20 protein-coding genes, 1 rRNA gene and 1 other RNA gene are annotated in these 22,484 nt (G+C 56.6%); 9 read left to right on the top strand and 13 right to left on the bottom strand.

Annotated features, from left to right (window positions below):
• The 3 genes from C793_RS0100005 to ilvC form a co-directional block, all read right to left on the bottom strand.
• Nucleotides 1–142 (bottom strand): 16S ribosomal RNA (locus C793_RS0100005); the annotation flags it as partial.
• 406 nt (nucleotides 143–548) lie between these two features.
• Nucleotides 549–1,403 carry a CDP-diacylglycerol--serine O-phosphatidyltransferase gene (gene pssA, locus C793_RS0100010; RefSeq protein WP_017428885.1) on the bottom strand — a complete coding sequence of 285 codons (855 nt, stop codon included), beginning with the start codon at nucleotides 1,401–1,403 and terminating at the stop codon, nucleotides 549–551.
• A 230-nt stretch (nucleotides 1,404–1,633) separates the two neighbouring features.
• The gene (gene ilvC / locus C793_RS0100015) at nucleotides 1,634–2,650 is read right to left on the bottom strand and encodes a ketol-acid reductoisomerase (protein WP_017428886.1); all 1,017 of its coding nucleotides are present in this window, start codon (nucleotides 2,648–2,650) and stop codon (nucleotides 1,634–1,636) included.
• 194 nt (nucleotides 2,651–2,844) lie between these two features.
• Here ilvC and ilvY point away from each other — a divergent pair, with 194 nt between their 5' ends.
• Nucleotides 2,845–3,747, top strand: a complete 903-nt coding sequence (gene ilvY, locus C793_RS0100020; protein ID WP_017428887.1) for an HTH-type transcriptional activator IlvY — start codon at nucleotides 2,845–2,847, stop codon at nucleotides 3,745–3,747.
• Between the two features lie 66 nt (nucleotides 3,748–3,813).
• Here the strand turns inward: ilvY and fur are convergent, their stop codons facing one another.
• Nucleotides 3,814–4,272: a ferric iron uptake transcriptional regulator gene (gene fur, locus C793_RS0100025; RefSeq protein WP_017428888.1), complete on the bottom strand. Its 459-nt coding sequence runs from the start codon at nucleotides 4,270–4,272 to the stop codon at nucleotides 3,814–3,816.
• A 33-nt stretch (nucleotides 4,273–4,305) separates the two neighbouring features.
• On the opposite strand from fur, the gene C793_RS0100030 reads away from it, so the two are divergent.
• The gene (locus tag C793_RS0100030; RefSeq protein WP_017428889.1) at nucleotides 4,306–4,809 is read left to right on the top strand and encodes an outer membrane protein assembly factor BamE domain-containing protein; all 504 of its coding nucleotides are present in this window, start codon (nucleotides 4,306–4,308) and stop codon (nucleotides 4,807–4,809) included.
• An 89-nt stretch (nucleotides 4,810–4,898) separates the two neighbouring features.
• Here the strand turns inward: C793_RS0100030 and C793_RS0100035 are convergent, their stop codons facing one another.
• From C793_RS0100035 to C793_RS0100045, 3 genes are all read right to left on the bottom strand, one after another.
• Nucleotides 4,899–6,209, bottom strand: a complete 1,311-nt coding sequence (locus C793_RS0100035) for an RNA-guided endonuclease InsQ/TnpB family protein (protein WP_245550171.1) — start codon at nucleotides 6,207–6,209, stop codon at nucleotides 4,899–4,901.
• Nucleotides 6,169–6,444: an RnfH family protein gene (locus C793_RS0100040; RefSeq protein WP_040475165.1), complete on the bottom strand. Its 276-nt coding sequence runs from the start codon at nucleotides 6,442–6,444 to the stop codon at nucleotides 6,169–6,171. Before C793_RS0100040 ends, C793_RS0100035 begins: the two co-directional genes overlap by 41 nt.
• 75 nt (nucleotides 6,445–6,519) lie before the next feature.
• The gene (locus C793_RS0100045) at nucleotides 6,520–6,954 is read right to left on the bottom strand and encodes a type II toxin-antitoxin system RatA family toxin (RefSeq protein WP_017428892.1); all 435 of its coding nucleotides are present in this window, start codon (nucleotides 6,952–6,954) and stop codon (nucleotides 6,520–6,522) included.
• 117 nt (nucleotides 6,955–7,071) lie between these two features.
• Here C793_RS0100045 and smpB point away from each other — a divergent pair, with 117 nt between their 5' ends.
• From smpB to C793_RS0100065, 4 genes are all read left to right on the top strand, one after another.
• Nucleotides 7,072–7,566, top strand: a complete 495-nt coding sequence (smpB, locus tag C793_RS0100050) for an SsrA-binding protein SmpB (RefSeq protein ID WP_017428893.1) — start codon at nucleotides 7,072–7,074, stop codon at nucleotides 7,564–7,566.
• 43 nt (nucleotides 7,567–7,609) lie between these two features.
• Nucleotides 7,610–7,989: a transfer-messenger RNA gene (gene ssrA, locus C793_RS14145) on the top strand.
• Nucleotides 7,990–8,266: 277 nt separating this feature from the next.
• On the top strand, nucleotides 8,267–9,472 hold the full coding sequence (locus C793_RS0100055) for a tyrosine-type recombinase/integrase (protein WP_017428894.1): 1,206 nt from the start codon (nucleotides 8,267–8,269) through the stop codon (nucleotides 9,470–9,472).
• Between the two features lie 932 nt (nucleotides 9,473–10,404).
• Complete coding sequence (locus C793_RS0100065) at nucleotides 10,405–10,593, top strand: AlpA family transcriptional regulator (protein WP_017428896.1); 189 nt, start codon at nucleotides 10,405–10,407, stop codon at nucleotides 10,591–10,593.
• A gap of 139 nt (nucleotides 10,594–10,732) precedes the next feature.
• Here the strand turns inward: C793_RS0100065 and C793_RS0100070 are convergent, their stop codons facing one another.
• Nucleotides 10,733–12,289, bottom strand: a complete 1,557-nt coding sequence (locus C793_RS0100070) for a Fic family protein (protein WP_083871859.1) — start codon at nucleotides 12,287–12,289, stop codon at nucleotides 10,733–10,735.
• A 273-nt stretch (nucleotides 12,290–12,562) separates the two neighbouring features.
• Here C793_RS0100070 and C793_RS0100075 point away from each other — a divergent pair, with 273 nt between their 5' ends.
• The 3 genes from C793_RS0100075 (at nucleotide 12,563) to C793_RS13180 (ending at nucleotide 14,612) form a co-directional block, all read left to right on the top strand.
• A complete protein-coding gene (locus C793_RS0100075; protein ID WP_017428898.1) occupies nucleotides 12,563–13,561 on the top strand; it encodes an IS481 family transposase in 999 nt (332 codons plus the stop codon).
• A gap of 148 nt (nucleotides 13,562–13,709) precedes the next feature.
• Complete coding sequence (locus C793_RS0100080; protein ID WP_017428899.1) at nucleotides 13,710–13,892, top strand: hypothetical protein; 183 nt, start codon at nucleotides 13,710–13,712, stop codon at nucleotides 13,890–13,892.
• A gap of 75 nt (nucleotides 13,893–13,967) precedes the next feature.
• Nucleotides 13,968–14,612 carry a DUF2201 family putative metallopeptidase gene (locus tag C793_RS13180; protein ID WP_051038312.1) on the top strand — a complete coding sequence of 215 codons (645 nt, stop codon included), beginning with the start codon at nucleotides 13,968–13,970 and terminating at the stop codon, nucleotides 14,610–14,612.
• Between the two features lie 471 nt (nucleotides 14,613–15,083).
• On the opposite strand, the gene C793_RS0100090 is transcribed toward C793_RS13180, so the two are convergent.
• The 5 genes from C793_RS0100090 to C793_RS0100110 form a co-directional block, all read right to left on the bottom strand.
• A complete protein-coding gene (locus tag C793_RS0100090) occupies nucleotides 15,084–15,320 on the bottom strand; it encodes a hypothetical protein (protein WP_017428901.1) in 237 nt (78 codons plus the stop codon).
• Between the two features lie 85 nt (nucleotides 15,321–15,405).
• Nucleotides 15,406–17,487 (bottom strand): protease Lon-related BREX system protein BrxL, encoded by a 2,082-nt coding sequence (gene brxL / locus C793_RS0100095; protein WP_017428902.1) that lies wholly within the window; start codon nucleotides 17,485–17,487, stop codon nucleotides 15,406–15,408.
• Between the two features lie 120 nt (nucleotides 17,488–17,607).
• The gene (gene pglZ / locus C793_RS0100100; protein ID WP_017428903.1) at nucleotides 17,608–20,238 is read right to left on the bottom strand and encodes a BREX-1 system phosphatase PglZ type A; all 2,631 of its coding nucleotides are present in this window, start codon (nucleotides 20,236–20,238) and stop codon (nucleotides 17,608–17,610) included.
• Between the two features lie 72 nt (nucleotides 20,239–20,310).
• A complete protein-coding gene (locus tag C793_RS0100105; RefSeq protein WP_017428904.1) occupies nucleotides 20,311–22,101 on the bottom strand; it encodes a GmrSD restriction endonuclease domain-containing protein in 1,791 nt (596 codons plus the stop codon).
• Between the two features lie 11 nt (nucleotides 22,102–22,112).
• Complete coding sequence (locus C793_RS0100110; protein WP_017428905.1) at nucleotides 22,113–22,433, bottom strand: hypothetical protein; 321 nt, start codon at nucleotides 22,431–22,433, stop codon at nucleotides 22,113–22,115.
• Nucleotides 22,434–22,484 lie beyond the last annotated feature (51 nt).

Raw genomic sequence — 22,484 nt, forward strand, 5'->3', positions numbered from 1 at the left:
CCCCCACGACCGGGCAGATTCCCATGCGTTACTCACCCGTCCGCCGCTCGACGCCCACCCGAAGGTGTCGTTTCCGCTCGACTTGCATGTGTTAGGCCTGCCGCCAGCGTTCAATCTGAGCCATGATCAAACTCTTCAGTTTACAATCATATAGTGCATAAGCTGCACCAAACCTGGCTCAAGGTTTCAAACGTATCTCAAACGGATTCCATGCCTGCTGAAAACAGCAGCACACCGAATCCTGACGAGTCGCTTGCCTTGATATTGGGTGATTTGTCACCCACGCCGGCAAGCGCCCACATGAATTACCTGATCAACTTGTTAAAGAGCGTCTCGCGGGCCGTGTCGGCTGCGAGGAGGGCGTATTCTACACCCCTTGATGTTCCTGTCAACGACGATGCCGAAATAAAACCAAACCAAGACATCGCGTAACCGACTGACAGACAAGGCCTTTTCGGGCCCTGCACCGCCGGCAACGCGGGGCATCGCCGGCAGCGAAGGGTCATAGTAAAGCCTGAACGGGGATTTGGCAAGGGAAGACCTGCCTATTAACGGCCCGGCCTCAGCTTACGCCAAACAGCCTGGGCCGGCCCCGACACCACATAAGCACCGAAAAGCAGCAACAGCATGGCCGAAGGCTCAACGGATATCATCACGAAGCCCAGCACGACCGCCAGCAGGACAACAAAAGGCACGGGCTTTTTGAAATCAATATCCTTGAAGCTGTAGTAGCGGATATTGCTCACCATCAGAATACCGGAGGCCGCCACGACGCACAGCATCAGCAGCTTGAAACCGATTTCATTGGCATCAAAGCTGTTGAATGTCCAGACACTTGCGGCAATCAGGGCAGCGGCAGAAGGGCTGGGGAGACCGATGAACCACCTTTTGTCCACACTGCCAATCTGCACGTTGAAGCGCGCCAGGCGCAAGGCCGCACAGGCCACATACAGAAACGCCACAACCCAGCCGGTCTTGCCGATATCCTGCAGAATCCAGGTAAATGCGACCAGCGCCGGCGCCATGCCGAAGGAAAGCATATCGGCCAGGCTGTCGTACTCGGCGCCAAACTCGCTTTGCGTATTGGTCATGCGCGCGACGCGCCCATCCAAGCCATCAAGGACCATGGCAATGAAAATCGCAATGGCCGCTGCCGAAAAATCGCCGTTGATGCCTGCTACCACGGCAAAAAAGCCGGAGAAAAGCGCTGATGTGGTAAACAGGTTGGGCAGCAGGTAGATGCCTTTCCGGCGAACGGTTTCACCCCCTTCCATGGACTCCTCGATCACATCGGTTTCGCGCATGAAGGTAGCGGCCAGGTCTTCCTGGCGATGGCTATCTGCATCCGCACCCTGCGTCTCAGATGCCGAAGAGGGCGCGGCATCACGAGTATCCTGCGTCATAGCTCATATCCTGATGAATCGTGAAGGGCTTTCAGGTCGAAAGCGGTCTTCAACTGACATTAAACGGCCTGTTACTCCGCCTCATTTTACATGGTGGCAGCATGTCCTCCACCAGGCGCGTCTTACTGACGCTCATTACATACAAAAAAGGCGCGCCCGGCCAACAGCCGGGCGCGCCTCTGCTCAACGCGCCGAAGCGACGTTGTCTGTGGCAGGCGATGCCGCTCTGCCTAGTTTTTCTCTTTATCAACCAGCTGGTTAGCCGCAATCCAGGGCATCATGCCGCGCAGCCGGGCACCAACCTTTTCCATCTCGTGCTCGGCATTGAGACGACGACGCGCGGTCATGGACGGATAGTTGGTTTCACCTTCGTTAATAAACATTTTGGCATATTCACCGGTCTGAATATCCTTCAGCGCACTGCGCATGGCCGCCCGGGACTGCTCGTTGATAATCTTCGGGCCGGTCACGTATTCGCCATACTCCGCGTTATTGGAGATGGAGTAGTTCATGTTGGCCACGCCGCCTTCATACATCAGGTCAACGATCAGCTTGAGCTCGTGGAGGCATTCGAAATAAGCCATTTCCGGCGCGTAACCCGCTTCGGTCAGCGTCTCGAAACCGGCCCTTACCAGCTCAACGGTGCCGCCGCAAAGCACAGCCTGCTCGCCGAACAGATCCGTCTCGGTTTCATCCTGGAAGGTGGTTTCGATAATACCGCTACGACCACCGCCGATACCGGCGGCATAGGACAATGACAGCTCCTTGGCATTACCCGATGCGTCCTGATGGATAGCCACCAGATCAGGAATACCGCCGCCACGGACAAACTCACTGCGTACGGTATGGCCCGGTGCCTTGGGCGCAATCATGACCACGTCCAGATCCTTGCGCGCTTCGATCTGGTTATAGTGGACGTTGAAACCGTGGGCAAAGGCCAGCGTTGCGCCTTCCTTCAGATGGGGAGCCATCTCGTTTTCGTAGATGGCTTTCTGGTTTTCGTCGGGCGCCAGCATCATCACAACATCGGCCGTCTTGCACGCCTCGGCGACGGTGGCCACCTTGAGCCCGGCGGCTTCAGCCTTGGCAGCGGATGCAGAGCCTTCACGCAACGCGACGGTCACATCCACCCCGGACTCTTTCAGGTTGTTGGCGTGGGCATGGCCCTGAGACCCATAGCCGACGATAGCCACTTTCCTGGATTGAACAAGAGAAAGGTCACAGTCTTTATCGTAAAAAACGCGCATGATTGAGCACTCCAGCAGACATCAAGTAAGGCAATGGCTCCTTGAATAACAGACAGGACATTGCCGCCGTTACCAGCAGCCCCGGCATCCAGGCGCGGGGCATGAGATGGCCATGACTCTACGCCATCGTGACTATTGCGTAAAACGCTATATTTGCAATATAACATTGCAAATATTGCAACATGAGGCCGCCAATGGACTTCCGCCTGTTTCACTACTTTCTGACACTCGCCGATACGCTGCACTATGGTCGCGCCAGCGAACGCTGCCACGTCAGCTCTTCAACGCTGAGTCGCGCCATCCGACAACTGGAAGACACACTCGCTACCACGCTGTTCGAGCGCGATAATCGTCACGTCACCCTCACTCGGCAAGGCCTTCAGTTTCAGCGCTATGCCCGCGATGCGCTGGAGCAGTGGGATAGCATCAAACGCACTCTCGCCGATGACACGGCACGCCTGACCGGCTCCATCAGCATCTACTGCTCTGTTACCGCCAGCTATAGTTTCCTCTACACGCTGCTCAGTGACTTTCGCCTCTGCTATCCCGGCATCGAATTCAGGCTTCACACCGGCGACCCGGCCAACGCCATGACCCGTGTATTATCCGGTGACGATGACATGGCCATCACGCCCAGGCCGCGCACGCCCCCGCCGACGCTGGCCTTCAAGTCACTGACCCGCTCGCCGCTTCTTTTTATCGCTCCGGATGAGCCACCGGCGTGGCTTCCTGCGGCCCCCGAAAGCTCGACTGCCGATCAGTGGCGCGATGTGCCCATGATCCTGTCCGAGGCCGGCCTGTCGCGGGAATACGCGGATACCTGGTTCAAGGCGCTGGGCATATCGCCGCGGATTTATGCACAAGTCGCTGGCCACGAAGCCATTGTCAGCATGGTCGGGCTGGGGTTCGGTATTGGAGTAGTGCCAAGGATTGTGCTGGACAACAGCCCGCTGGCCGATCGCGTTCGGGTACTCCACGTCAAGCCTGAGCTGCCCCACTACGATGTCGGCCTCTGTGTTCTCAATCGGCGCCTGAAACGGCCGCGACTCCAGGCACTGTGGAATGCCGTCAGCGAACACCGACCGCGGAATACATGAAACACACATACAAAAACGGCAGGCGTATTGCCTGCCGATGCTCATGATGCGCTTGCGTGCATCCTGCTAACTGTCGGGGTTTTGGCCTGACGTGACTTCTTTTGCGTCAGCCTGCTGGCGGCGAGGGCGCACGTATAGCACCAGGGCGTGATCGACAAGCTCAAAGCCGTTTTCTTCTGCGATTTCCTGTTGCCGGCGTTCGATAACGTCATCGACAAATTCAATGATTTCGCCGCTGTCCAGACACACCATGTGGTCATGGTGTTCTTCCTGGGTCATCTCGAACACCGCGTGTCCACCGTCGAAATTATGACGGATGACAAGACCCGCCGACTCGAATTGAGTCAACACACGATAAACGGTGGCCAGGCCAACGTCTTCGCCGGCATCAATCAGCGTCTTGTAAACCTCTTCAGCGCTGAGATGATGCTGTCCCGAAGCATTTTCGAGAATCTGCAGGATTTTCACCCGCGGCAGGGTCACTTTCAGCCCGGCTTTACGCAATTCATGATTCTGATCGGCCATCGTCACTCTTCGCAGTAACAGGTTAGGTCGGGTATGATCGACCGAAACCACGATAGTGAAGAACAGGCGCAAATGCAAAAACTGACGAGAATCATCGCCCTCTCCGTAACCCTGACCGCCGTAGGCGGCTGCAGCACTTTGGGGGTATACAAACGCGACATTCCTCAGGGCAACCTGATCACCCAGGATATGGTCGAGCAGCTGCATCTCGGCATGGCCAAACAGCAGGTCAACCGGGTTATGGGCACCCCGTTGCTGGAAGCTCCCTTTGATGATCGCGAATGGGACTACGTCTTCCGGCTGGACAAGGCCTACGGCGGCGTTGAAACCCGACGGGTAACACTCACCTTCAACGATCGCGGGCAGCTGACCGATATCGAGAAAGAAGGCGATATCGACGAAGAGCTGCCGCTGGATGTCAACAATACGCCCGGCGCCAGCGAAGGCAACGATCCGATCCAGGCAGGTCCTGCACAGAACCCGCGGGCACCTACGCCCGATGCCGGCCCGGCGAGCACCCCCGGCAATCGACGGTGACTGCTCCCCGCCCTGAGCGCTGCTGCGCCACGGGCGGGGCTTCCCACGTCAACGGCTGCTACCGGCAATGTGCCGGCTTTACGCGAGCCTCAATGGGCAGAGACGGACAGCCCTGCCGTCTTTAACTGCACAATGCCCTGATGTTTGATATTCAGCGCTGCGTTGATGTCTCGATCATGGCGTGTATGACAGGCGGGGCACGCCCACGACCGGATGTTTAGCAGCATGGTGTCGCTTTTGTGTTGGCACACATGGCAGGTTTTGGAACCGGGGAACCATTGATCAAGTTTGACCAGGTGCTTGCCCTTTTCCTCGGCCTTGTATGCCAACTTTTCGATCAAGGCATGCCAGGACGCATCGCCAATGTGTCTGGCGAGCCTGGCATTTTTCATCATGTTCTTGACTTTCAGCGTCTCGACGATCACCGCTTGGTTATCGTCAACGATCTGTCGGGACAGTTTGTGCTGGAAGTCCTTGCGGGCATTAACGACCCGCTCGTGTGCCCTGGCCACAAGCAGGCGGGCTTTGGCCCGATTCGCACTGCCTTTCTGCTTGCGCGACAGCGCCTGTTGTTTGCGCTTGAGGTTCCGCTGCGCCTGCTTGAGGAAACGCGGATTGGCGATCTTGTGACCGTTCGAGTCGATGGCGAGGTGCGACAAGCCCATGTCGAGGCCGACAACGCCGGCTGCATCGACGGCCTTGAGCGGGGCCGGTGCTGCCTGTTCGGTTTCAAACAGCAGCGCGGCGTAATGCTTGCCGGTGACGGTGCGCGACAGCGTGATGCTCTTGAGCTTGCCGTCCATCGGGCGGTGAATACGCGCCTTGATGGCTTTAATCTTCGGCACCCTGATCCAGTTGTCGCCGCTGTTAACGCCGACGCAGTGGTAACTCGACTGCCGACCCCGCTTGCTTTTGAAACGCGGATAACCGGCTTTTTGTTTGGGGTCGAAAAAGCGCTGAAACGCCTGGTCGAGATGAAGGCACGCCTGCTGGAGCGCTATCGAATCCGACTCTGTCAGCCAGCCGTATTTACGCGATTTTTTGGCCACCGGCAGCAGCTTCTTGATGTCGTGCCTGGCGTTCAACGACTGGCCGTGACGCTTGTAGCGATGGGACATGATGCGAAGGCCGGCATTGTACACAAAGCGCACCGATCCGAACTGGCGATTGAGCCAATCGGCCTGCTCAGCGGTGGGGTAGATGCGTACTTTAACGGCTTTCAACATCACAACGCTCGGCATGACTGCATATACATTCAGTATAGATGGCACTACCGGGTAACGCAACCCCGTAGCAGTGCTGTTGCACTGCCCGCTTATATCCCCGCCCGCATTGGGCGAGGGTTTACGCGGCTTTTTGCTAACCGCCTCGTTGACGCCGAGCGCGGTGTCGCCTGGCATCCTTGGGATCAATGATGAGCGGCCGATAAACTTCCACCCGGTCGCCATCCTGCAGCCGGTAACCCTGCGGATGGCGCAGGACCTTGCCAAATATCCCCAGCTCCAGCTGCTGGAACAGGCTCGCGGGCAGCTCCGGAAACAGGCTCGGCAGATCGGCCTGGGCAACCGCTTGCGTTGCCGTGGTGTCGGACGCCACCTCCAGCCTGGCCAACTGCTGCTTGTTCGGCATCGCCATGGCCACTTCCACAATCAACGCATCACTCCTTGTTTGTGAATGACTCTCGCTGCGGTCTGTGCTGACCTTATGCGGTTAACGGCCGTAAAGCTCGTCGGCACGACGGGTGAAGGAGTCGACCAGCTGGCCCGCGATCTGCTGAAACAGCTTGCCAAACGCCATGCTCAACAGCCGGTTGGCAAACTCGAACTCCATCTCCAGACTGACCCGGCAGGTAGTGTCATCCACGGGAATGAACTGCCAGCGCCCCTTGAGGCGCTTGAACGGCCCCTTGACCAGCGACATTTCGATGCGCTCGGGCGTATAAAGGTCATTGTGCGTGGTAATCGTCTGCTCGACCCCGGCACGACCCAGTGTCATTTCGCCCACCAGGTGAACCTCATCGCGCTCGACCAGACGCGCCCGCCGACAGCCGGGTAAAAACTGCGGGTATTGCTCAAAGTCGTTCACCAGCTCGAACATTTGCTGGGGAGTATGCCGCACCAGGGCGGAACGATTCACGGTTGGCATTGACCTCTCCGCTGACTTCACAGTGCTCAAGGCGTATTATCGGGACAATTTCACCGAAATGGTATCACGCCTCTTCGCTCCGCGAAGAAGCCACCGACAGATCAATGACGAGGTGACATGGCCGCAAAGAAGGGAAAGACCAAAAAGGGGCCGGGCAACAACGTTATTGCCCAGAATAGAAAAGCGCGTTTTGAATATCACATCAACGAGACGTTCGAAGCCGGACTCGCGCTGGCCGGCTGGGAGATCAAAAGCCTGCGTGCCGGCAAGGCCCAACTCACCGACACCTATATTCTGGTGCGCCGTGGCGAAGCCTGGCTGCTGGGCAGCCACATCATGCCGCTCAACACCGCCAGCACCCATGAAATTGCCGACCCCACGCGCACCCGCAAGCTACTGCTACACCGTAAGGAAATCGCCAAGATATTTTCCAAAACCCAGGACAAGGGGCATACCTGTGTACCGTTAAAGCTGTACTGGAAACGCAATCTGGTCAAGTGTGAGCTGGCGCTGGTGACGGGCAAGAAACAGCACGACAAGCGCGCCACCGAAAAGGACCGCGACTGGCAGCGGCAAAAAGGCCGCATTATGCGGGAACAAAACAAGGGCTAGCTGGTCAATGAGGAGTGAGCACGTTACACTGCTCGAACGCTAAGGGGGCGACATGGTCTCGACGCCGGTGACAACCCCTGCGGTGCATGCCGAGAGCGTGATGTATCTCGTAAATCCAACATCACGAAAAATAGTCGCAAACGACGAAAACTACGCTCAGGGCGCGCTGGCAGCGTAAAAACTGCTAGCTTCTTGTCCGGCTCCAAAGCCATGTGCCTGTTCATGGCGGCGGAGATACGAGCTAAAAGTGACAGGACCGCAGTCGGCGGCGTCTTCACGTCGACTGTTAAATCGAAGAAGGCTCGCGTGACTGAATCCTGATCGTCGGAGTTAGCCGCGTTAAAACAAAAGACGTCATCTAAGCATGTAGAGCCAATGGGCGAGTGCTGGCGGACGCGGGTTCAATTCCCGCCGCCTCCACCAACATCAGGTTTCAGGAAGCACCAAAACGTTCCACAAACCGCATGAACAGGGGCCTCCGGGCCCCTTTCTTGTGTCTGGACGTCCCAAAATGATTCTTGACACCCCACCTGCCTGGGGGCATAAATGGGGGCATAACGTCGAGATCAATATGCTGATGCCCCCAAATGGAAGTAAAAGGCACAAAGCCCAGAACCACGGGCTTAACGCCCATGCGCTTTGTGCCAAGACCTGCTTTCCCTTGGGGGCATAAGCCAAAATTCGCCCCAAGGTGCCCCCAATGAGTCGCCAAATTAATAAGCTAACGGCTACGGCCATCAAGGCAGCCAAGCCCCAGGAAAAAATCTACAGGATGCCCGACGGTGGTGGCCTATACTTGGAGGTAGCTAAAACCGGCAGCAAGTACTGGCGCATGAAGTATCGCTACGGCGGTAAGGAAAAGCGTCTGTCTATCGGCGTATATCCAAACGTATCGCTGGCATCGGCACGCGAAGTCCGCGACGATGCAAAACGCCAGCTCGCTGAAGATATAGACCCCAGCACGGCCAAGCGCATTGCTCACCAGCAAGGTGTAGATGCATCAGCCAACACTTTTGGCGCTGTTGGCATGGAATGGCTTGAGCAGGTTCATCAGCACGATGTGGTGCCCGCACATTACATGCGCAACAAACGCCGGCTGGAACGTGACGCTTTTCCGATTATCGGCAAGCGCCCGCTGGCCAAGATCACGCCGCCCGAACTGCTGGATTGCCTGCGTCGCATCGAAGCACGCGGCCACATTGAGACTGCCCATCGCGTAAAAACATTGTGCGGCCAAATATTCCGATACGGCATTGCCACAGGACGAGCGGAGCGTGACCCAACTCCAGACTTGCGTGATGCTCTCCGATCAAGCAATACGCGGCATCATGCTGCGATTACTGATCCAGAAGAAGTCGCTGTCCTGTTACGCGCCATAGAAGGCTACGGTGGCCAACCTGCGACCATTGCCGCTCTCAAAATAGCGCCGCTGGTTTTCACTCGGCCGGGGGAATTACGGCAGGCGAAATGGGCTGACTTTGATCTGGAAAAAGAAACCTGGTCTTTCCATGTGAGCAAAACAGGGCAGCCTCTTATCGTGCCCCTCCCAACGCAGGCAGTAAAAATCCTACGAGACCTTCACGGCCTCACCGGGCGTTCAGAATTTGTTTTTCCCGGGGCACGTAGCGATCAGCGCCCAATGAGCAACGCTACGCTGAAAGCCGCATTAGATAGAATGGGGTTCAAGGGCGAGATGACCGCCCACGGCTTTCGCGCCATGGCACGTACTATCTTAGCCGAGCAGCTAAATTTTCCAGAGCACATTATTGAGCAGCAGCTGGCGCATACCGTGAAAGACGCTAACGGACGCGCCTACAACCGTACCAAATATCTCGATCAGCGGCGGGAGATGCTGCAGGCCTGGGCTGATTATTTGGAGAACTTAGTAGACCCATCATCGGCCTAAATTTTGAGGCCCGCATAATTATTTAGCACTTCAGAGTCCTTCCTCTGCATTCATGGCGCGGGGCATACCCAAGCCTCGACTCGCCTAGCTGCAGCTTCACGGCCGGCGCGCTCGGCTTTTTACGCCGGGGTCTCGCTACCCTTGTGGCCCAGCAGATCCTGGGCTTCCAACGTCTCACCAAATAGCACGCGGTTAACCAGCTCCGCATACTGCGTCTCGAAGAGTTTTTCCATGCGTAGCGTGCTTTGCGCCGCTGTGTGAGTGAGATCCCAACAGCCGACCGCCTGCCCTGCTAGCCGCACCGCTTCGTGGCTCCAGCGTTGCTCTGCCGACCGATGCGCGTTCTGCGTCGCCTCGCGCCATGTCGTGGCTACGTCAGCATGCCCGCATCCGCCGCCGTTGGCGCCAGCATGGCGACCAACACCAGGATCATAGGAGGCTATGTGCTGCCTTGGCGCTTGAGATTACTTATGGTGCGCTCCGGCGTCGTCTACGTCGGCAGCACTACCCAGCGCGCCAGCTCCCACCGGCTCAGCTTCAACAAATCCGCTGTCGGAAATGCGCTGCTGAATGTCCGCGGAAAAAGGCTTCCAGCCGGGTAAAAATCTGGCGAAAGTTTCTGTAGCCGCGTCAGCTGACATACAGCCATCGGGCCCCGACATGGCGCCGCCAGCTAATGACGCTGCGCCTGGTAGCACGGCCTCATCTGCTGAAGGTCTAATGGCAGGTTCCGGCTCATTGACGTTTGAAACCACTGCTCACGCGAGCCTATATGAAGCAGATTTGGCGTTTTCCCAAGCGTTTTTCGAGCCCTTCATAGCGTTGCGGTTCCAGTCAAATTGAAAAAATTTTTATGCAGTAGGGCAAAAAATCTCAGCGCGCCCCTTATTAACTGATGTATGCCGAGAAACATCCATCTATTAGGAGGTCACATGGCCCTACTGCGACAGCCCGAAGTTCTGCAAAAATGCGCGCTTAGCCGTTCGGGACTCTACCGGCTCATGGAGGCGGGGGATTTTCCTCCGCCTGTCAGCATCGGCACGCGTAGCAAAGCGTGGGTGGAGCAAGAAGTTGATGAATGGATCGATAGCCTGGTTCGTCAGCGGAATGCCGAGAGCTAAAAAGGTATGCCACAGGCGGTCCGCTCAGGATCAAGGACCGCCTGTGGCAGTTGTAAGATTCCGGTTGATCAGCTGGCCAAATTCACTATGCCACTACATATTGAGCATCATGGATCAGGCAAAATACGTTCACAAAAACCTAAGGAGCATCTGGAAGATCAGCAAATCCCTCAGCCACCACCTGCGCTAATTCAGATGCCAGGCCAGCCTCCACTATCACCGGAAACTCTTTCGTCAATTTTCCACTCACTCGGCCATGCTGGCGTATCGACCTGATTATTCGATCGATGTGATGATCAGGGCCTTCTACCCAATCCTTGACCGCCTCCCGCGTGCGATACCATGCCTGCTGCAAGGCTGCTTGATGGCGCATCTCGTGTTCCAGAGTGTGGCGAATGATTGCAAACAGGTATTCCGATTGCTCAGTCAGGTCCGGGTAGCGCCAGAACGGCGCCGCTTCGTCATAGGCATCAAAAACAAAGTCCGATTCAATACCATCTCCATACAACACACGCTCATGGCTGAAGTTGGCCGAATCACGGCAAGCCGACATCAATGACCTGGAGTAGCGCTCAAGTATTTGGTCATACTCGGCGCGCCTTACCGCTGAAGAAGTTATCGCCGCTGAGACCGGCAAAATGAAGGGTTCAGGCATCACCCCATCATGGCGAAGGGTGTCATTCACCAGAAAACGGGAGATTCGACCATTGCCATCGGCCAGCGGGTGAATAAATACAAATCCAAAACTTGCCACAGCAGCGCGCACCACTGCATCTTGCGCATCAGTGTGTGCCAGAAAATGCTGCAGCCCTTTCAGCATGCCTGGCAACCACTCCCAGTGGGGGCAAACGTAATGTACGATCGGGCCATACTCAATCGAGCTACTTCCGACGAAAACCGGAGACTGCCGCAAGCCCGTCCGAACCGTCGTAGTACCCAGAATCGCCGACTGAAACTCCTTAAGAGCACTTTCACTGAGGGGCGATTCCAAACGCCCACAATAACGCTCAATGGCAGAGGCGAACCGGCGTATGCGATCCTGGTGTTGCCCTTCGTGCTCAATCACAAAACTGGCACGACTCTCTTTAATGGTGAGCCACACAGCGCTGCGACGAATGATATCTGGCCCGAACTCAACCTCCATCGCTGCGAGTCTATCAGCGATGGCGTACTGGCCGGCTTCCAGCAATGGTGCTGTACGTCGAACAAGGGGGCAGTACTCAGGACTCCCCGGCAGGTTGTTATTAATCCGCCAACGACGGTTGCGATGCACACCGGTGACCGCAGTAACGTAAAACCCGGGATCCAGGGCATCACAATAGTTACCGTCAACACCCTCAACTAACAGGGTCTTACCGGTCAGCCACTCGTAAAAAAAACCAGCACGCCGGGCATACCGACCTGTAGGTTCAGAACATATCCATTCCGCAAGCACCTCTGGTGGTACAAGCGCAAACAATCTTGCCAGAAACTCCAGCGCTACTCCTTCATGCTTCAACGCAAACGTTAGGTGCGCGCTAAGCAAAGGTTGAGGGCGCATAGCTTCCGGATAAAATTCCTCGCGACGTCCAGCTTGTTGATGAGTCTGGCGCCTGCGCCCGATACAGCTTTCCACGGGGAGCGGCTGGATGGTTTGCACCTTGTAATGTGCCGCCAGCCAAGAATAACCGATTTCATTACCTGTTATAGTGCTCAAAATGATTATTGCGCCTTAGAAACGATTGGAACCCCGGCATATCTGACAAAAACGATTCTAGTAGATCCTGAAGAAAAAATCCCGGCACTCCACCACTTGTGTCATCGCAAGGCCCAACACTGCAAGTGAACAGCAGGGGATGTATCCAATAGCGCGTAATTAATCATGCGGCACCCAAAACCTGTGGGGTCCCTGATGATCAAGTGAGTGATAGAAGTTATCCTCTGCTGATAGCAAGAGAGCTTCTACAGCAGTTCATCCGGGAGCAGAGACATGGACATCAAGCTGCATAAACAAGCCACGACGACACCGAAGATCCGTGCCGAAATCCAGGCAGCGCCCGCCAGCATCAGTGATAGCGAGTTGGCGCGCCAGTACGGTGTTGGCGATTCGACGATACGCCGTTGGCGGTACCGAGATGATGTTCATGACCGGTCCCATACACGGCACAACCTCCTGACGACGCTAACGACCGAGCAGGAGGAAGTACTGATCGCTGCTCGTACCTTCCTGCGTCTCGGCCTCGATGACTTGCTGGTAGTGGCACGTGAGTTCCTCAATCCACGGCTGTCGCGCTCCGGTCTTCACCGCATGCTCAAGCGACGCGAGGTAGCCACGCTTACTGAGCTGGCACGGCAGGATACGGGGGAGGATGAGAAGCCTCGGCACAAGCCGTTCAAGGACTATGAGCCAGGCTATGTGCACATCGATATCAAGCACCTGCCCCAGATGCCTGACGAGCAGCAGAAGCGCTACTTGTACGTGGCTATCGACCGAGCTACGCGATGGGTGTATCTGGAGATCAGAAACAGCCAGTCTGCCGGAGATGCGCGAGCGTTCATGAAGCAAGTGGAAGACAAGGCCCCCTTCACCATACGGACGGTTCTGACGGACAATGGCAAATCGTTCACCGATCGTTTCACACGGGCCGGTGAGCGCAAGCCCAGCGGTCGCCATGCCTTCGATCAGGAGTGCCAGGCCCACGGTATCGAACACCGCTTGATCAAGCCGGGGCGCCCACAAACAAACGGTATGGTAGAACGCTTCAACGGTCGTATCAGCGATGTTCTGGCGACTCGACGTTATACCTCAGGCGAAGACCTGGAGCAGACGCTCAAACGCTATGCGTGGCTGTACAATCATCATATCTCGCAGAAAGCGCTGCACCATCAATCGCCGATTACCGCGATGAAGGAATGGCAGAGCCAGTGTCCTGAGTTATTTACCAAACGAGTCGTTAATCACACGGGACCTGACAGTTACACGACATAATTTGTCGCATCTGTAGCGTGTAATGGCGTTATCGGCACAGGTAAGCCGCAGGCCTAGCAATAAAAGTACTTCTGATATAAAGATGGATACCCCTCTTTCTTGCGTGGTCGAAAATCATCGTATAACACTTTTATATCAAGGATTTACCATGCCCATCCGCCCTACGCCATTTATCGTCTACTGCCCTCGCTGCCGCTGGCAGAAACGGGTGGCGCCGCGTAGCGATGTGATGCTGCCAGGTGATATGCCAGAGCGCTGCCCCAAGTGCGATAGCAACGCGCTGGAACACCAGCAGGCCAGCGGGCTGCTTGGCCGCCTGCTGGGGCGTTAATGTCACTATGCGACCTGATCTGTCGCATTAGCCATGCATGATGCAGCCATGTCACTCTTTTGGAGGCACTCGGACATGGCTGACACCGCTTTTTCACCGGATACGCTCTCTTTTGTCGAGCCCTGTCTATCTGAGAAAACTCAACAGGAACTATCGAAATGGCGCGAGGATCGCACGCTTTGGCACGATCACTTCCCGGTAATAGCAGAGCTTGCTGAGTGCTTAACGCTTACGCCACTGGAAAACGGCCAGGGATTTACCACGAGCACTGACGGCCGCCACTTGTTCTTTTGCCCAGTCTACAGCGCGACGCTAACCGATGAGGATCGCCGGTTTTTACAGTTGCATCTGCTTTGGCATTGCTTGGCCGGACACCTGACGGCACCGCTGGTTGATAATCCTCATTGCTGGCACCTGGCCTGCGACCATGAGGTCAATGCCATGTTACTGGCGCTTGATATGGAGCTGCCGCCCAGCGCGGTGCTGTTTCCCGTCTGCTATGGTCAAAGCGCCGCGCAAGTATACCGCTGGCTGGCCAACCACCCCATGCCCTACGCGGAAACACCATCGGATATCCATCCGGCGGGGCTCTGGGCCTACCTTGATGCTGTCAACATTGCCCCGGCGATAGTCAGTCTGTGGCAGCATCGAGCACATTTGCTGGCTCAAAACACATCGGCCATGCCAGCGATGATAACCCGCTTTTTTACTTCGCGGTAAAGTAAAATCATTCACTAATGTATGCCCACTTCCCGCCGCTAACCGATAGGGAGTATAGTGGCATAGTGAATTTGGCCAGCTGGTTTTGAGTGTATGATCACTCACAGAGAAAAAATCAGGTGGACAGAATGACCAGGAAAAGAAATTTTGACCCGGAGTTTCGTCTGGAAGCAGCGCAACAGGTGGTTGATCAGGACTACCGTTCAGGTAAATCATAGCGATGAAGTTGGCCTCATTCCGGTAGCCTTGTGCGCTTGATCGCCCCCCCCCTGTAACAAGCCATTCATATCTTCCAGCCGAGCGTTGTTGGTCAGGCCTGATCAATATGTCCCCGCCAGCCCAGTCGTGTCAGCGGACCTGATGGAGGAGGATGTGAGGGCTCCGTGATGGGTGCCATCACGGTGATTTAATGGTCAGTCAGAAAGCCCATGGCTAAAAGGGGCTAAAATCGCCCTCATACAAGCCCCGGAATCAGTCCAGGAAGCCGACAACGCCTTCATCGTCAATTGCTTCGTGCACTGCGTCCAGGGCAGCCTGGTCAGTGGGAAATCGGTCATCCCATACGTGCGAGGTGCCGTCCTCATTGATAACTTCCAAAACCCAGGCGACCTCTTCTTCGAGGCGGTATATATCCACCTGCAGGGTATGACCATCGCGTGTGATGGTTTGCCCCAAGGGGCTCTGAATCAGTTCAGGTTCGATACTCATGATCATGTCTCTTGATTAGCGGCGCCGAGAATAATATTGACGCAGCAGTGGATGTTGCAGTTGAGCCTTACCTGGTGAGGCTCGGCTACTCCACCCCCAGCGCCTTCACCACGGCGTCCACCGGCTCCGAGTAAAAGCTGGTCTGAAACTTGGTGAACAGCTCGGCCGGAATCGTGGCGATGTCTGCGGCGCTGGCCATGGGCAAAGTGACGCGCTTGCCGCCGGCGTCAAACGCGACCTGCAGGCATTCCGCCAGGTTGTCGACCTTCTTGAGGTTGCCGCCCAGGCTCATGTCGCCGAGAACGACCATCTGACTTTGCGTGGGCTTGCCCAGCAGCGCCGAAGAAAACGCCACCAGGCTTGCCAACGACAATTCGCGCAGCGTGCCGGTGTTTTGCAGATCGACCACGTGCAGGTGGAAGTCATGCTCCAGCACTTTGCGCGAGCCGCTGATGCGCCCGGCGTTGGCCTTGAAATAGTCGAACGCCAATTTGACCTGTTCCTTGGCCTCCATGGAGCTGCCCAGGCCTGACATGGCGAGCTTGCCGCTGCCGGCGGTGACCTGCATTTCGATGCGGTACACCCCGGGCATGCCTTTCTCGCTGAGCCCGATGGTATGTATCACGCCGGGGTTGCCCAACCCATCGGGAATCAGTCCGCCGCCGCCTTGCTCCTTAACCGAGACAAAGTGCTCTTCCAGGGTGTCCTTGTCGATGTAGCTAAAGTGAACGTCGTAAAACTCCATGCCGCCGATCTTTTTCAGCTGCTCCTTGATGCGGCGGCGTACCTGCAGGGCATACTCCAGGCAATCGCGCACATCGTCTTTTTGGTACTCACCGTGCGGAAACAGCAGCTTGAGCAGCCCGGATACCGTCTTGCGCACGGCAATCACGTCGCGCTGGTTGAGGTTGTCGCCCAGGCGGAAGTAGACATCAATGGCATCGGCAAAGCTGCGGCGGCGCATCTCGCGGAAGTATTCGGCCAGGTAGTCGACGATGAACCCGTAGCGCTGGGTGAAAAACGACGGCCGCATCTTGGGGATTTCCCAGCCGGGAATATAAGCATGAAAGCGGTCAAAGAACGCGGCGTCGATCATCGCCTCGGGGAACGGCGTCAGCAGGTGGCTGGTTTTGACCAGCGACTCCACGCTCTGGTTGATGTTGCCGACAAACACCATGGATGCCGACGCTTCCATCTGCTCTCGGCCCCGGGCGAAAGACCCTGACGCCATGTAATCTTTCATGATCTGCACGCCGTCGTTGTCCTTGAACGAGATACCCGCCACCTCGTCAAAGGCCACCAGATCCCACATGCCTACCAGGCCAATGCGCCGCGTGCTCATGTTATAGAACAGGTTGGCCACCGTGCTTTGGCCGCCGGAGACCAGAATGCTGTTGGGCGAACATTCCTTATAGATATGGCTCTTGCCGGTCCCGCGCGGACCCAGCTCGCAGACGTTGTAGTTGTTCTCGACAAACGGAATCATCCGCGCCAGCAGGTGCCACTGGACTTCGGCATCCAACTCCGCTGGCTCCATGCCGATAGCGCGCATCAGCCCCTCGCGCCACTGCTGAGTGGTAAAGGCGCGACGCCCGTCAAAAAGCTCATCCATGTTCATGTGCGGCATCTGGATGGGCTTGAGCTGGCTCACGCCAAACGGTGAGCCATTCTGCCCTTCTTCATGGTAATAGCTCAGGGTGGCTATCACCCAGATACCGCCGACCAGCAGCTTTTCGTGCTCCTTGACGATGCCCGCAGAAATCTCGGCGTCCTTGATGCCCAGGTTACCGAAGGCGGCCTCGTAGCGGTCCTTTTTATCGTTCAGGCGCACTGCGACCCGGTCGATGACTTTATAGCTGCCGCGCTCACGCACCAGCGACTTGATCTTCTCGGCTTCGTCAGGGCGCACGTAGTTATCGGCGAGGATTTGCTTGACGTTGTCCAGCCCCTGGTCAATCACCTCAGGATCGTCAGACGCGCAGTACATGCCAAGCAGATACTCCAGCACATATACCGGCACGTTGGCGCCTTCCTTGACCCGCTGGGTCAGATCCTTGCGCACCACCCGGCCGGCAAAATGGCTGTTGAGCAGCGCATCGAGGTCGCTCTCCTGATCGGCGGGTAAAGCTGCCTCCGCCTGCGGTTCATGGTCGGTACCCAACGTCACGCTACATTCTCCATCATACTGTCCATGCTCTACCTGTTCCCCGAGGTTGCCCTCCTGGATGCCTCCATACGCTCGCTACAGGGTATCAGCACCGGGCAATGGCTGCGCTTGGCCGTCGACTCAAAAGAAGTCATCGGTAAACGCCAAGTCAATCACCACACGGTAACGCTCCAGCTCGGTGCCCAGGTCCTTGTCACGCAGCACCAGAAAATAGTCGCGCTGGCGGTCAAAATCGGTGCCCGAAAGCGACAGACGCGCGGCTTTCATCCGCTCATTCATGTTGTCGCTGGTACTATCAAAGGTCAGCGTTTCCTCACTGGAGACCATTTCATTGTCCGCAAAAATCGCCACGGCCAGCGTGATGGGTTTCAGCTGCTCGTTGACGGCTTCGGTCTGCAACAGCTCAAAGCGCTGAATGTTGTTGACCATTTTCAGCGATGCCTTGGGCGAAATCACATCGACTTTGCGGCGGGTACGCTTCTCGACTTTTTCACCGCGTAGCTGCTTGACGGTCAGCACCGGCACGGCGATTTCCTGAGGCATGATGCCGCCGTGAACAAACCGCGCGCCGCCGACGAAGTGAAAACGATGCGCACCCTTGGGAATCCAGAATTCGGTCGCACAGGAAGTACCCGCTGTCTGTTGAGTGCGGCCATGCCATACGCTGGGGTTATCCGGTAAATTCGCGCCCAATACGTAGCGCTTTTTGCTCTTGAACGTGCCGCTGGGCTTTTCATTCAGGCAAGTCCGGTCGCTGTCGTCCAGCGTGCTGCGCTGAAACAGGAAACCGTGGTCGGCCGTGACCAGCACGGTGCTGGTATTGAAGTGCATCAGCACCTTGCGCGTCAGCGAGTCCAGCTCTTCAATGGCGTCCTCCACGGCGGCAAAGGTCTCGCTCTCGGTGCTGGCGGTGTCCCCCCGAGCATCGATGACGTTGTGGTAGACGTAGACCAGTTGAATCCCCTTGAGCGCTTCGCGGCCCTGATCCCGAGACCAGCCCTTGAGCTTCTCGGCGGTGACCGCGAGGGCCTGCCCACCCACGGCCTCATTCAAGCGTTGGCTGCGGTTGTCGGTGCCCTGGCTCGATTTGCCATCCACCAGCACGCTATCGCTACCCGGCTGATATTCAAGCTCACGGTGAGGCAGCAAGGAAGCCATCCCCAACGTAGTGTAGCTGGGCACCACGCCTAGCTGGGTGCTCAAGGTGGCTTTGCTATAGCGCTTGGCGTTGATACGCTCGCGCAGCTCTTCGGCAGCTTCATAGCGGAAGGCATCGCTGATGATCACCACCAGCCGCTTATTACGGTGGGCGTCCAAGTGCGGGCTGACGGTATCGCGGTAAAAGTGCTGCTGGTGGGGAATACGCGGCAGCTTCCAGTCGCGCAGCCGGTCTTCGGCGTCGATGCGCTCGCTCCAGTTACGAGTCAGCTGGCCCAAAAACCACGTCTCATAACAATGCTCCACGGCGTCATCAAGCGGCTTGAGCAGCTCTACGCCGGCGCTGTCAGACGCCACGGCGTAGTGGCGATAAGCGGTATCAAAGCGGTACAGCTCATCGCAATACGCCTGATACAGCGCCTCGACGCTTGAATAATGAAACCCATCAGCATGCTTTTGGCGCAGCGAAAACAGCTCAATAGCGGCGGTCAGTGCGGCGTACAGCTGACGATAGAACTGGCGGCGCTCGTCGTTTTTATGCCGCGATGCCCAATAGCCGTCCAGCCGCTTGGCGATAACGTCACGAAACGTCTCCAGCGCACGCCCGTCTGCGTTTGGGATCGCCTGGCAAAGCTCCACGATAAGCCGCTTTTCAACCGCCTCAAACGTGGCGACGTCGGCCAACTGCTCCAGCGGCACCTCACGGATCTTGTCTTCTATCCGTAGCGCCTCGGCCACCCAGCCGGAGATCACATCGAACGCCGGATAAAAGCGCGAGCTATCCCGCCAGCGCGAGAGTAGCGCCCGCGACGTCGCCCGAGCATTCACCGAGGCAATGGCATGGCGTTGTGCCCAGTCGGGAATATCCGCAATGCTCTCGCAGTAGCCGGTGGTCAGCAGGCGCAGCATCAGCGGGCCAAATGCCAACGTGGCCTCGCCGGAAAGCTCAGCGTCGCTTGCCGGGTAGCCCACCTCCAGCTGCAGCGCCCGCACCAGGCTCGGCACCAGTCCGTATTTGGCCATCGCGTCCAATGAAGACGGATTATTCTCAAGCCCGGCGTCTTCCTTCACCGCCTCGTCGGCCAGGTGAAACAGCAGCGTCGCCACGTCTGCCGTGGGCGCGCCCACGACCGCCGCACACATAACGAGATCCACCCCGTCCTCATCCAGCTCCGGTGTCACCAGCCGCTTGAGCGCGGCGAAGCGGCTTTTGGCATTCAAAAACACCTTGCGCTGCGCCAGATGCTCGCGCAGTGCGTGTCGCGCAAGGCCCAGCTCGTTGAACATCAGTGACGTAGGCTCAGCATCGAAGCGGCCGGCATACAGCTTGATATCAAGCAGCCAATCATTCTCCGGCGCCGGCTCGGCATAGGGGAAGTACAACAGCGTGGGCACATCCGGCTCGTCCAGCTCCAGGCGAAGCTTCACGCCGAAGGTAGACTGACCCTCCATATTGAGTACCTGCACCCCGTCCAGCGCGAGTTCGTCCAGAGCATCAACAAAGCTCTCGGCGGCGTCGTACCAGAAAACCAGGCGGTGGCCTTCCGAAAAAAAGACTTTTTGGAGCCCCTCCTGGAGTTGGTCAGGCTTCATATACGCCACCTTGTCGACAGATCATGATGGATGAAAGTAGTGATATATATATGGATCGCCATCACCATTCGCTCACAGCGCCTCATAGTAATCACGGATCATTTTTGCCATCAGCTCCCGTCGTGCCTCCAGAAAATCCTGATAGTTACTCGCGGTAACATCATGAATAAAATCAGGAATTGCGTTGTCCCGGAGGTTTTCTTCCAGGTCAGCCTGAACGGTAATTTCGCCTATTTTCAGCCCACCCGAGTCAATTTGCTCGGCCACCCAAGCCATATATTCCTGTGGAGGATGATCCTTGATAGCGATATTGATGGGCGTTTCCGTGAGAGCCAGGTTGGCAATCTGGTTGTAATCTCCCTGCTTGGGAAAGCCGTTCTTGATCAAGTAGTTCTTCGGCACAATATGGTGCATATCACCGTGCCCCTCGATCATCTGAGCGACGCTGACCGACTTGGACAAAAAGCCGCGCCCGCCGTTATTGACTCGTGCCGCAAGGTAAATCTGAAAAGCCGGGCTACGCTTGCTTGGCGATACCAGCTGCTGATGCAGTGCGACGTCCCAAAACCCGTCGCCCAACTCTGAGGATTCGATAACACGCAAATAGTCTGCTGCACCCTGTTCGCTGATACGGCGCAGGTCCATTTCCCAGGTGGACTCAAAACTGCCCACGGCACGGCCCGTCAACAGCGTCATCACGAACCAGCGCTTAACGATTTTCGCCCGTTCTCCCTCGTTCAGCTGATCATCATCGCGCAGGCGCAAATACAGTGCGTAGGCAAAGTTCAGCGCGTTTTTTGAGCCGATCATACTGGCATCGATAAAGCCTGCCGATTTGATCATCATCACAAAGCGCTCCAGGTGTGTCTTGCGTACCAGCTGATCCAGTGCGCTGGAAAACCGGGCATACGCATCAGGAATGCGGCTCTCATCGATCTTGCGGGTTTCCGGGTCAAGGCCGGATAGCTCACTGACAATCGCGCTCGCCTTGCCCCGACTGAAGCCTACCAGCCCGGCAATCCGGATAACGTCGGTATATTCGGGCTGAAAAAGCTCATCAGACTGATTCTTGAGCCACTGAATTTTGGCCAGATGCTCCGAATCGGCAAATTCCTTATCGTTGTCACTGATGTCATCAAAGGCATGGCCGGAAACGCTGAGATGGCAAAAGTAGTCGATCAGTTTACGAAGATTGCGCCCTTCATCGCCGTAAGTGGCAATCTTGCTCATCACAAAGTCAGCGCTGGAAAGCGGCACCCCCTTGGCGTTAATGCGCACAAAGATCTCGGCCACGGTCTCCACGTCCAGGTCATCATTCAGGGAAATAACCCCAACCTGGGCATGTTCAATATTCGCTAGCTTGCCGACCGCCGCTTCAACCTGCCCCTCGTCTGCGTCAGGGTTTTTCTCGAAATAACGGCGCAAAAACGTGAGCTGGCTCGTGCCGGCAAAAATCTCGCTGATATCGTGGATCCACTGACTGCTGTTTCTGATCGCGGGCGTCAGCGTGGCAAATTCTTCGGTTAACGGATTGAAGGAGACGACAATGCGCTTTTTCTGGTAGCGCTTTCCAACCACCGGCTGCCCGGCAATAGCGGCTCGCAAAGCGGTTACACGCTGCTGGCCATCGATCAAAATCTGCTGATGCGCGGCAACTTCACCCCCTTTCAGCTTGGCGCCCACTGACTGCCAGGTAATCAGATAACCAACCGGATAGCCTTTGTACAAAGAGTCCATCAGGTCACGCACCTGAGACGTCTTCCAGACAAAGGGGCGCTGCAGCTCCGGGATTGCAATTTTGTCGCTGCGGACATCGGCCAGCACCTGGCTGACGGCGGTTTGCTTTACTTCGTACTTTGCCATTTCATCACTGCTTATTTTTGAAACTCTAACTCCACCGCCGACTCATCGCCGCAGTGGATGAAAAACCGCCCCTTGGCGGTACCTGAAGCCGTCAGCTCAAACCAGCCGCGGCCGGATTTGATATCGCCGTCATCGTTGCTCGACCAGGAAAAGTCAACGCGCTGGCCATCGTCTGACAGGCGGTAGTCCAGCTGGCCTTCGACGGCCCCAAACATGAAAAAGCCCAGTCCATCTTTATCAAAAAGGAAGTGGCCAGGTTGGATCAGGTCGACAAAGTCCTGATCCCACTCCTCCATCCAGGTGATGCGCCAGTAACCAGTGCTAAAACTCATGGCTGATCCTTGATGCTGGTAGGCTCGGAAATGGACGATGCATATTGTTTG

Source organism: Vreelandella jeotgali Hwa, from assembly GCF_000334215.1.
In the GTDB taxonomy this organism is placed as follows: Bacteria; Pseudomonadota; Gammaproteobacteria; order Pseudomonadales; family Halomonadaceae; genus Vreelandella; species Vreelandella jeotgali.

Bases quoted from the DNA above. Each gene is read 5' to 3' on its own strand.
- C793_RS13180 (WP_051038312.1), top strand. From the start codon at position 13,968: ATGGCTGACACCGCTTTTTCACCGGATACGCTCTCTTTTGTCGAGCCC.
- C793_RS0100045 (WP_017428892.1), bottom strand. From the start codon at position 6,954: ATGCCAACCGTGAATCGTTCCGCCCTGGTGCGGCATACTCCCCAGCAA.
- smpB (WP_017428893.1), top strand. From the start codon at position 7,072: ATGGCCGCAAAGAAGGGAAAGACCAAAAAGGGGCCGGGCAACAACGTT.
- C793_RS0100090 (WP_017428901.1), bottom strand. From the start codon at position 15,320: ATGAGTATCGAACCTGAACTGATTCAGAGCCCCTTGGGGCAAACCATC.
- pssA (WP_017428885.1), bottom strand. From the start codon at position 1,403: ATGACGCAGGATACTCGTGATGCCGCGCCCTCTTCGGCATCTGAGACG.
- pglZ (WP_017428903.1), bottom strand. From the start codon at position 20,238: ATGAAGCCTGACCAACTCCAGGAGGGGCTCCAAAAAGTCTTTTTTTCG.
- ilvC (WP_017428886.1), bottom strand. From the start codon at position 2,650: ATGCGCGTTTTTTACGATAAAGACTGTGACCTTTCTCTTGTTCAATCC.
- fur (WP_017428888.1), bottom strand. From the start codon at position 4,272: ATGGCCGATCAGAATCATGAATTGCGTAAAGCCGGGCTGAAAGTGACC.
- C793_RS0100065 (WP_017428896.1), top strand. From the start codon at position 10,405: ATGGCCCTACTGCGACAGCCCGAAGTTCTGCAAAAATGCGCGCTTAGC.
- C793_RS0100105 (WP_017428904.1), bottom strand. From the start codon at position 22,101: ATGGCAAAGTACGAAGTAAAGCAAACCGCCGTCAGCCAGGTGCTGGCC.
- C793_RS0100110 (WP_017428905.1), bottom strand. From the start codon at position 22,433: ATGAGTTTTAGCACTGGTTACTGGCGCATCACCTGGATGGAGGAGTGG.
- C793_RS0100075 (WP_017428898.1), top strand. From the start codon at position 12,563: ATGGACATCAAGCTGCATAAACAAGCCACGACGACACCGAAGATCCGT.
- C793_RS0100040 (WP_040475165.1), bottom strand. From the start codon at position 6,444: ATGGCGATGCCGAACAAGCAGCAGTTGGCCAGGCTGGAGGTGGCGTCC.
- ilvY (WP_017428887.1), top strand. From the start codon at position 2,845: ATGGACTTCCGCCTGTTTCACTACTTTCTGACACTCGCCGATACGCTG.
- C793_RS0100035 (WP_245550171.1), bottom strand. From the start codon at position 6,209: ATGCCAGGCGACACCGCGCTCGGCGTCAACGAGGCGGTTAGCAAAAAG.
- C793_RS0100055 (WP_017428894.1), top strand. From the start codon at position 8,267: ATGAGTCGCCAAATTAATAAGCTAACGGCTACGGCCATCAAGGCAGCC.
- C793_RS0100080 (WP_017428899.1), top strand. From the start codon at position 13,710: ATGCCCATCCGCCCTACGCCATTTATCGTCTACTGCCCTCGCTGCCGC.
- C793_RS0100030 (WP_017428889.1), top strand. From the start codon at position 4,306: ATGATCGACCGAAACCACGATAGTGAAGAACAGGCGCAAATGCAAAAA.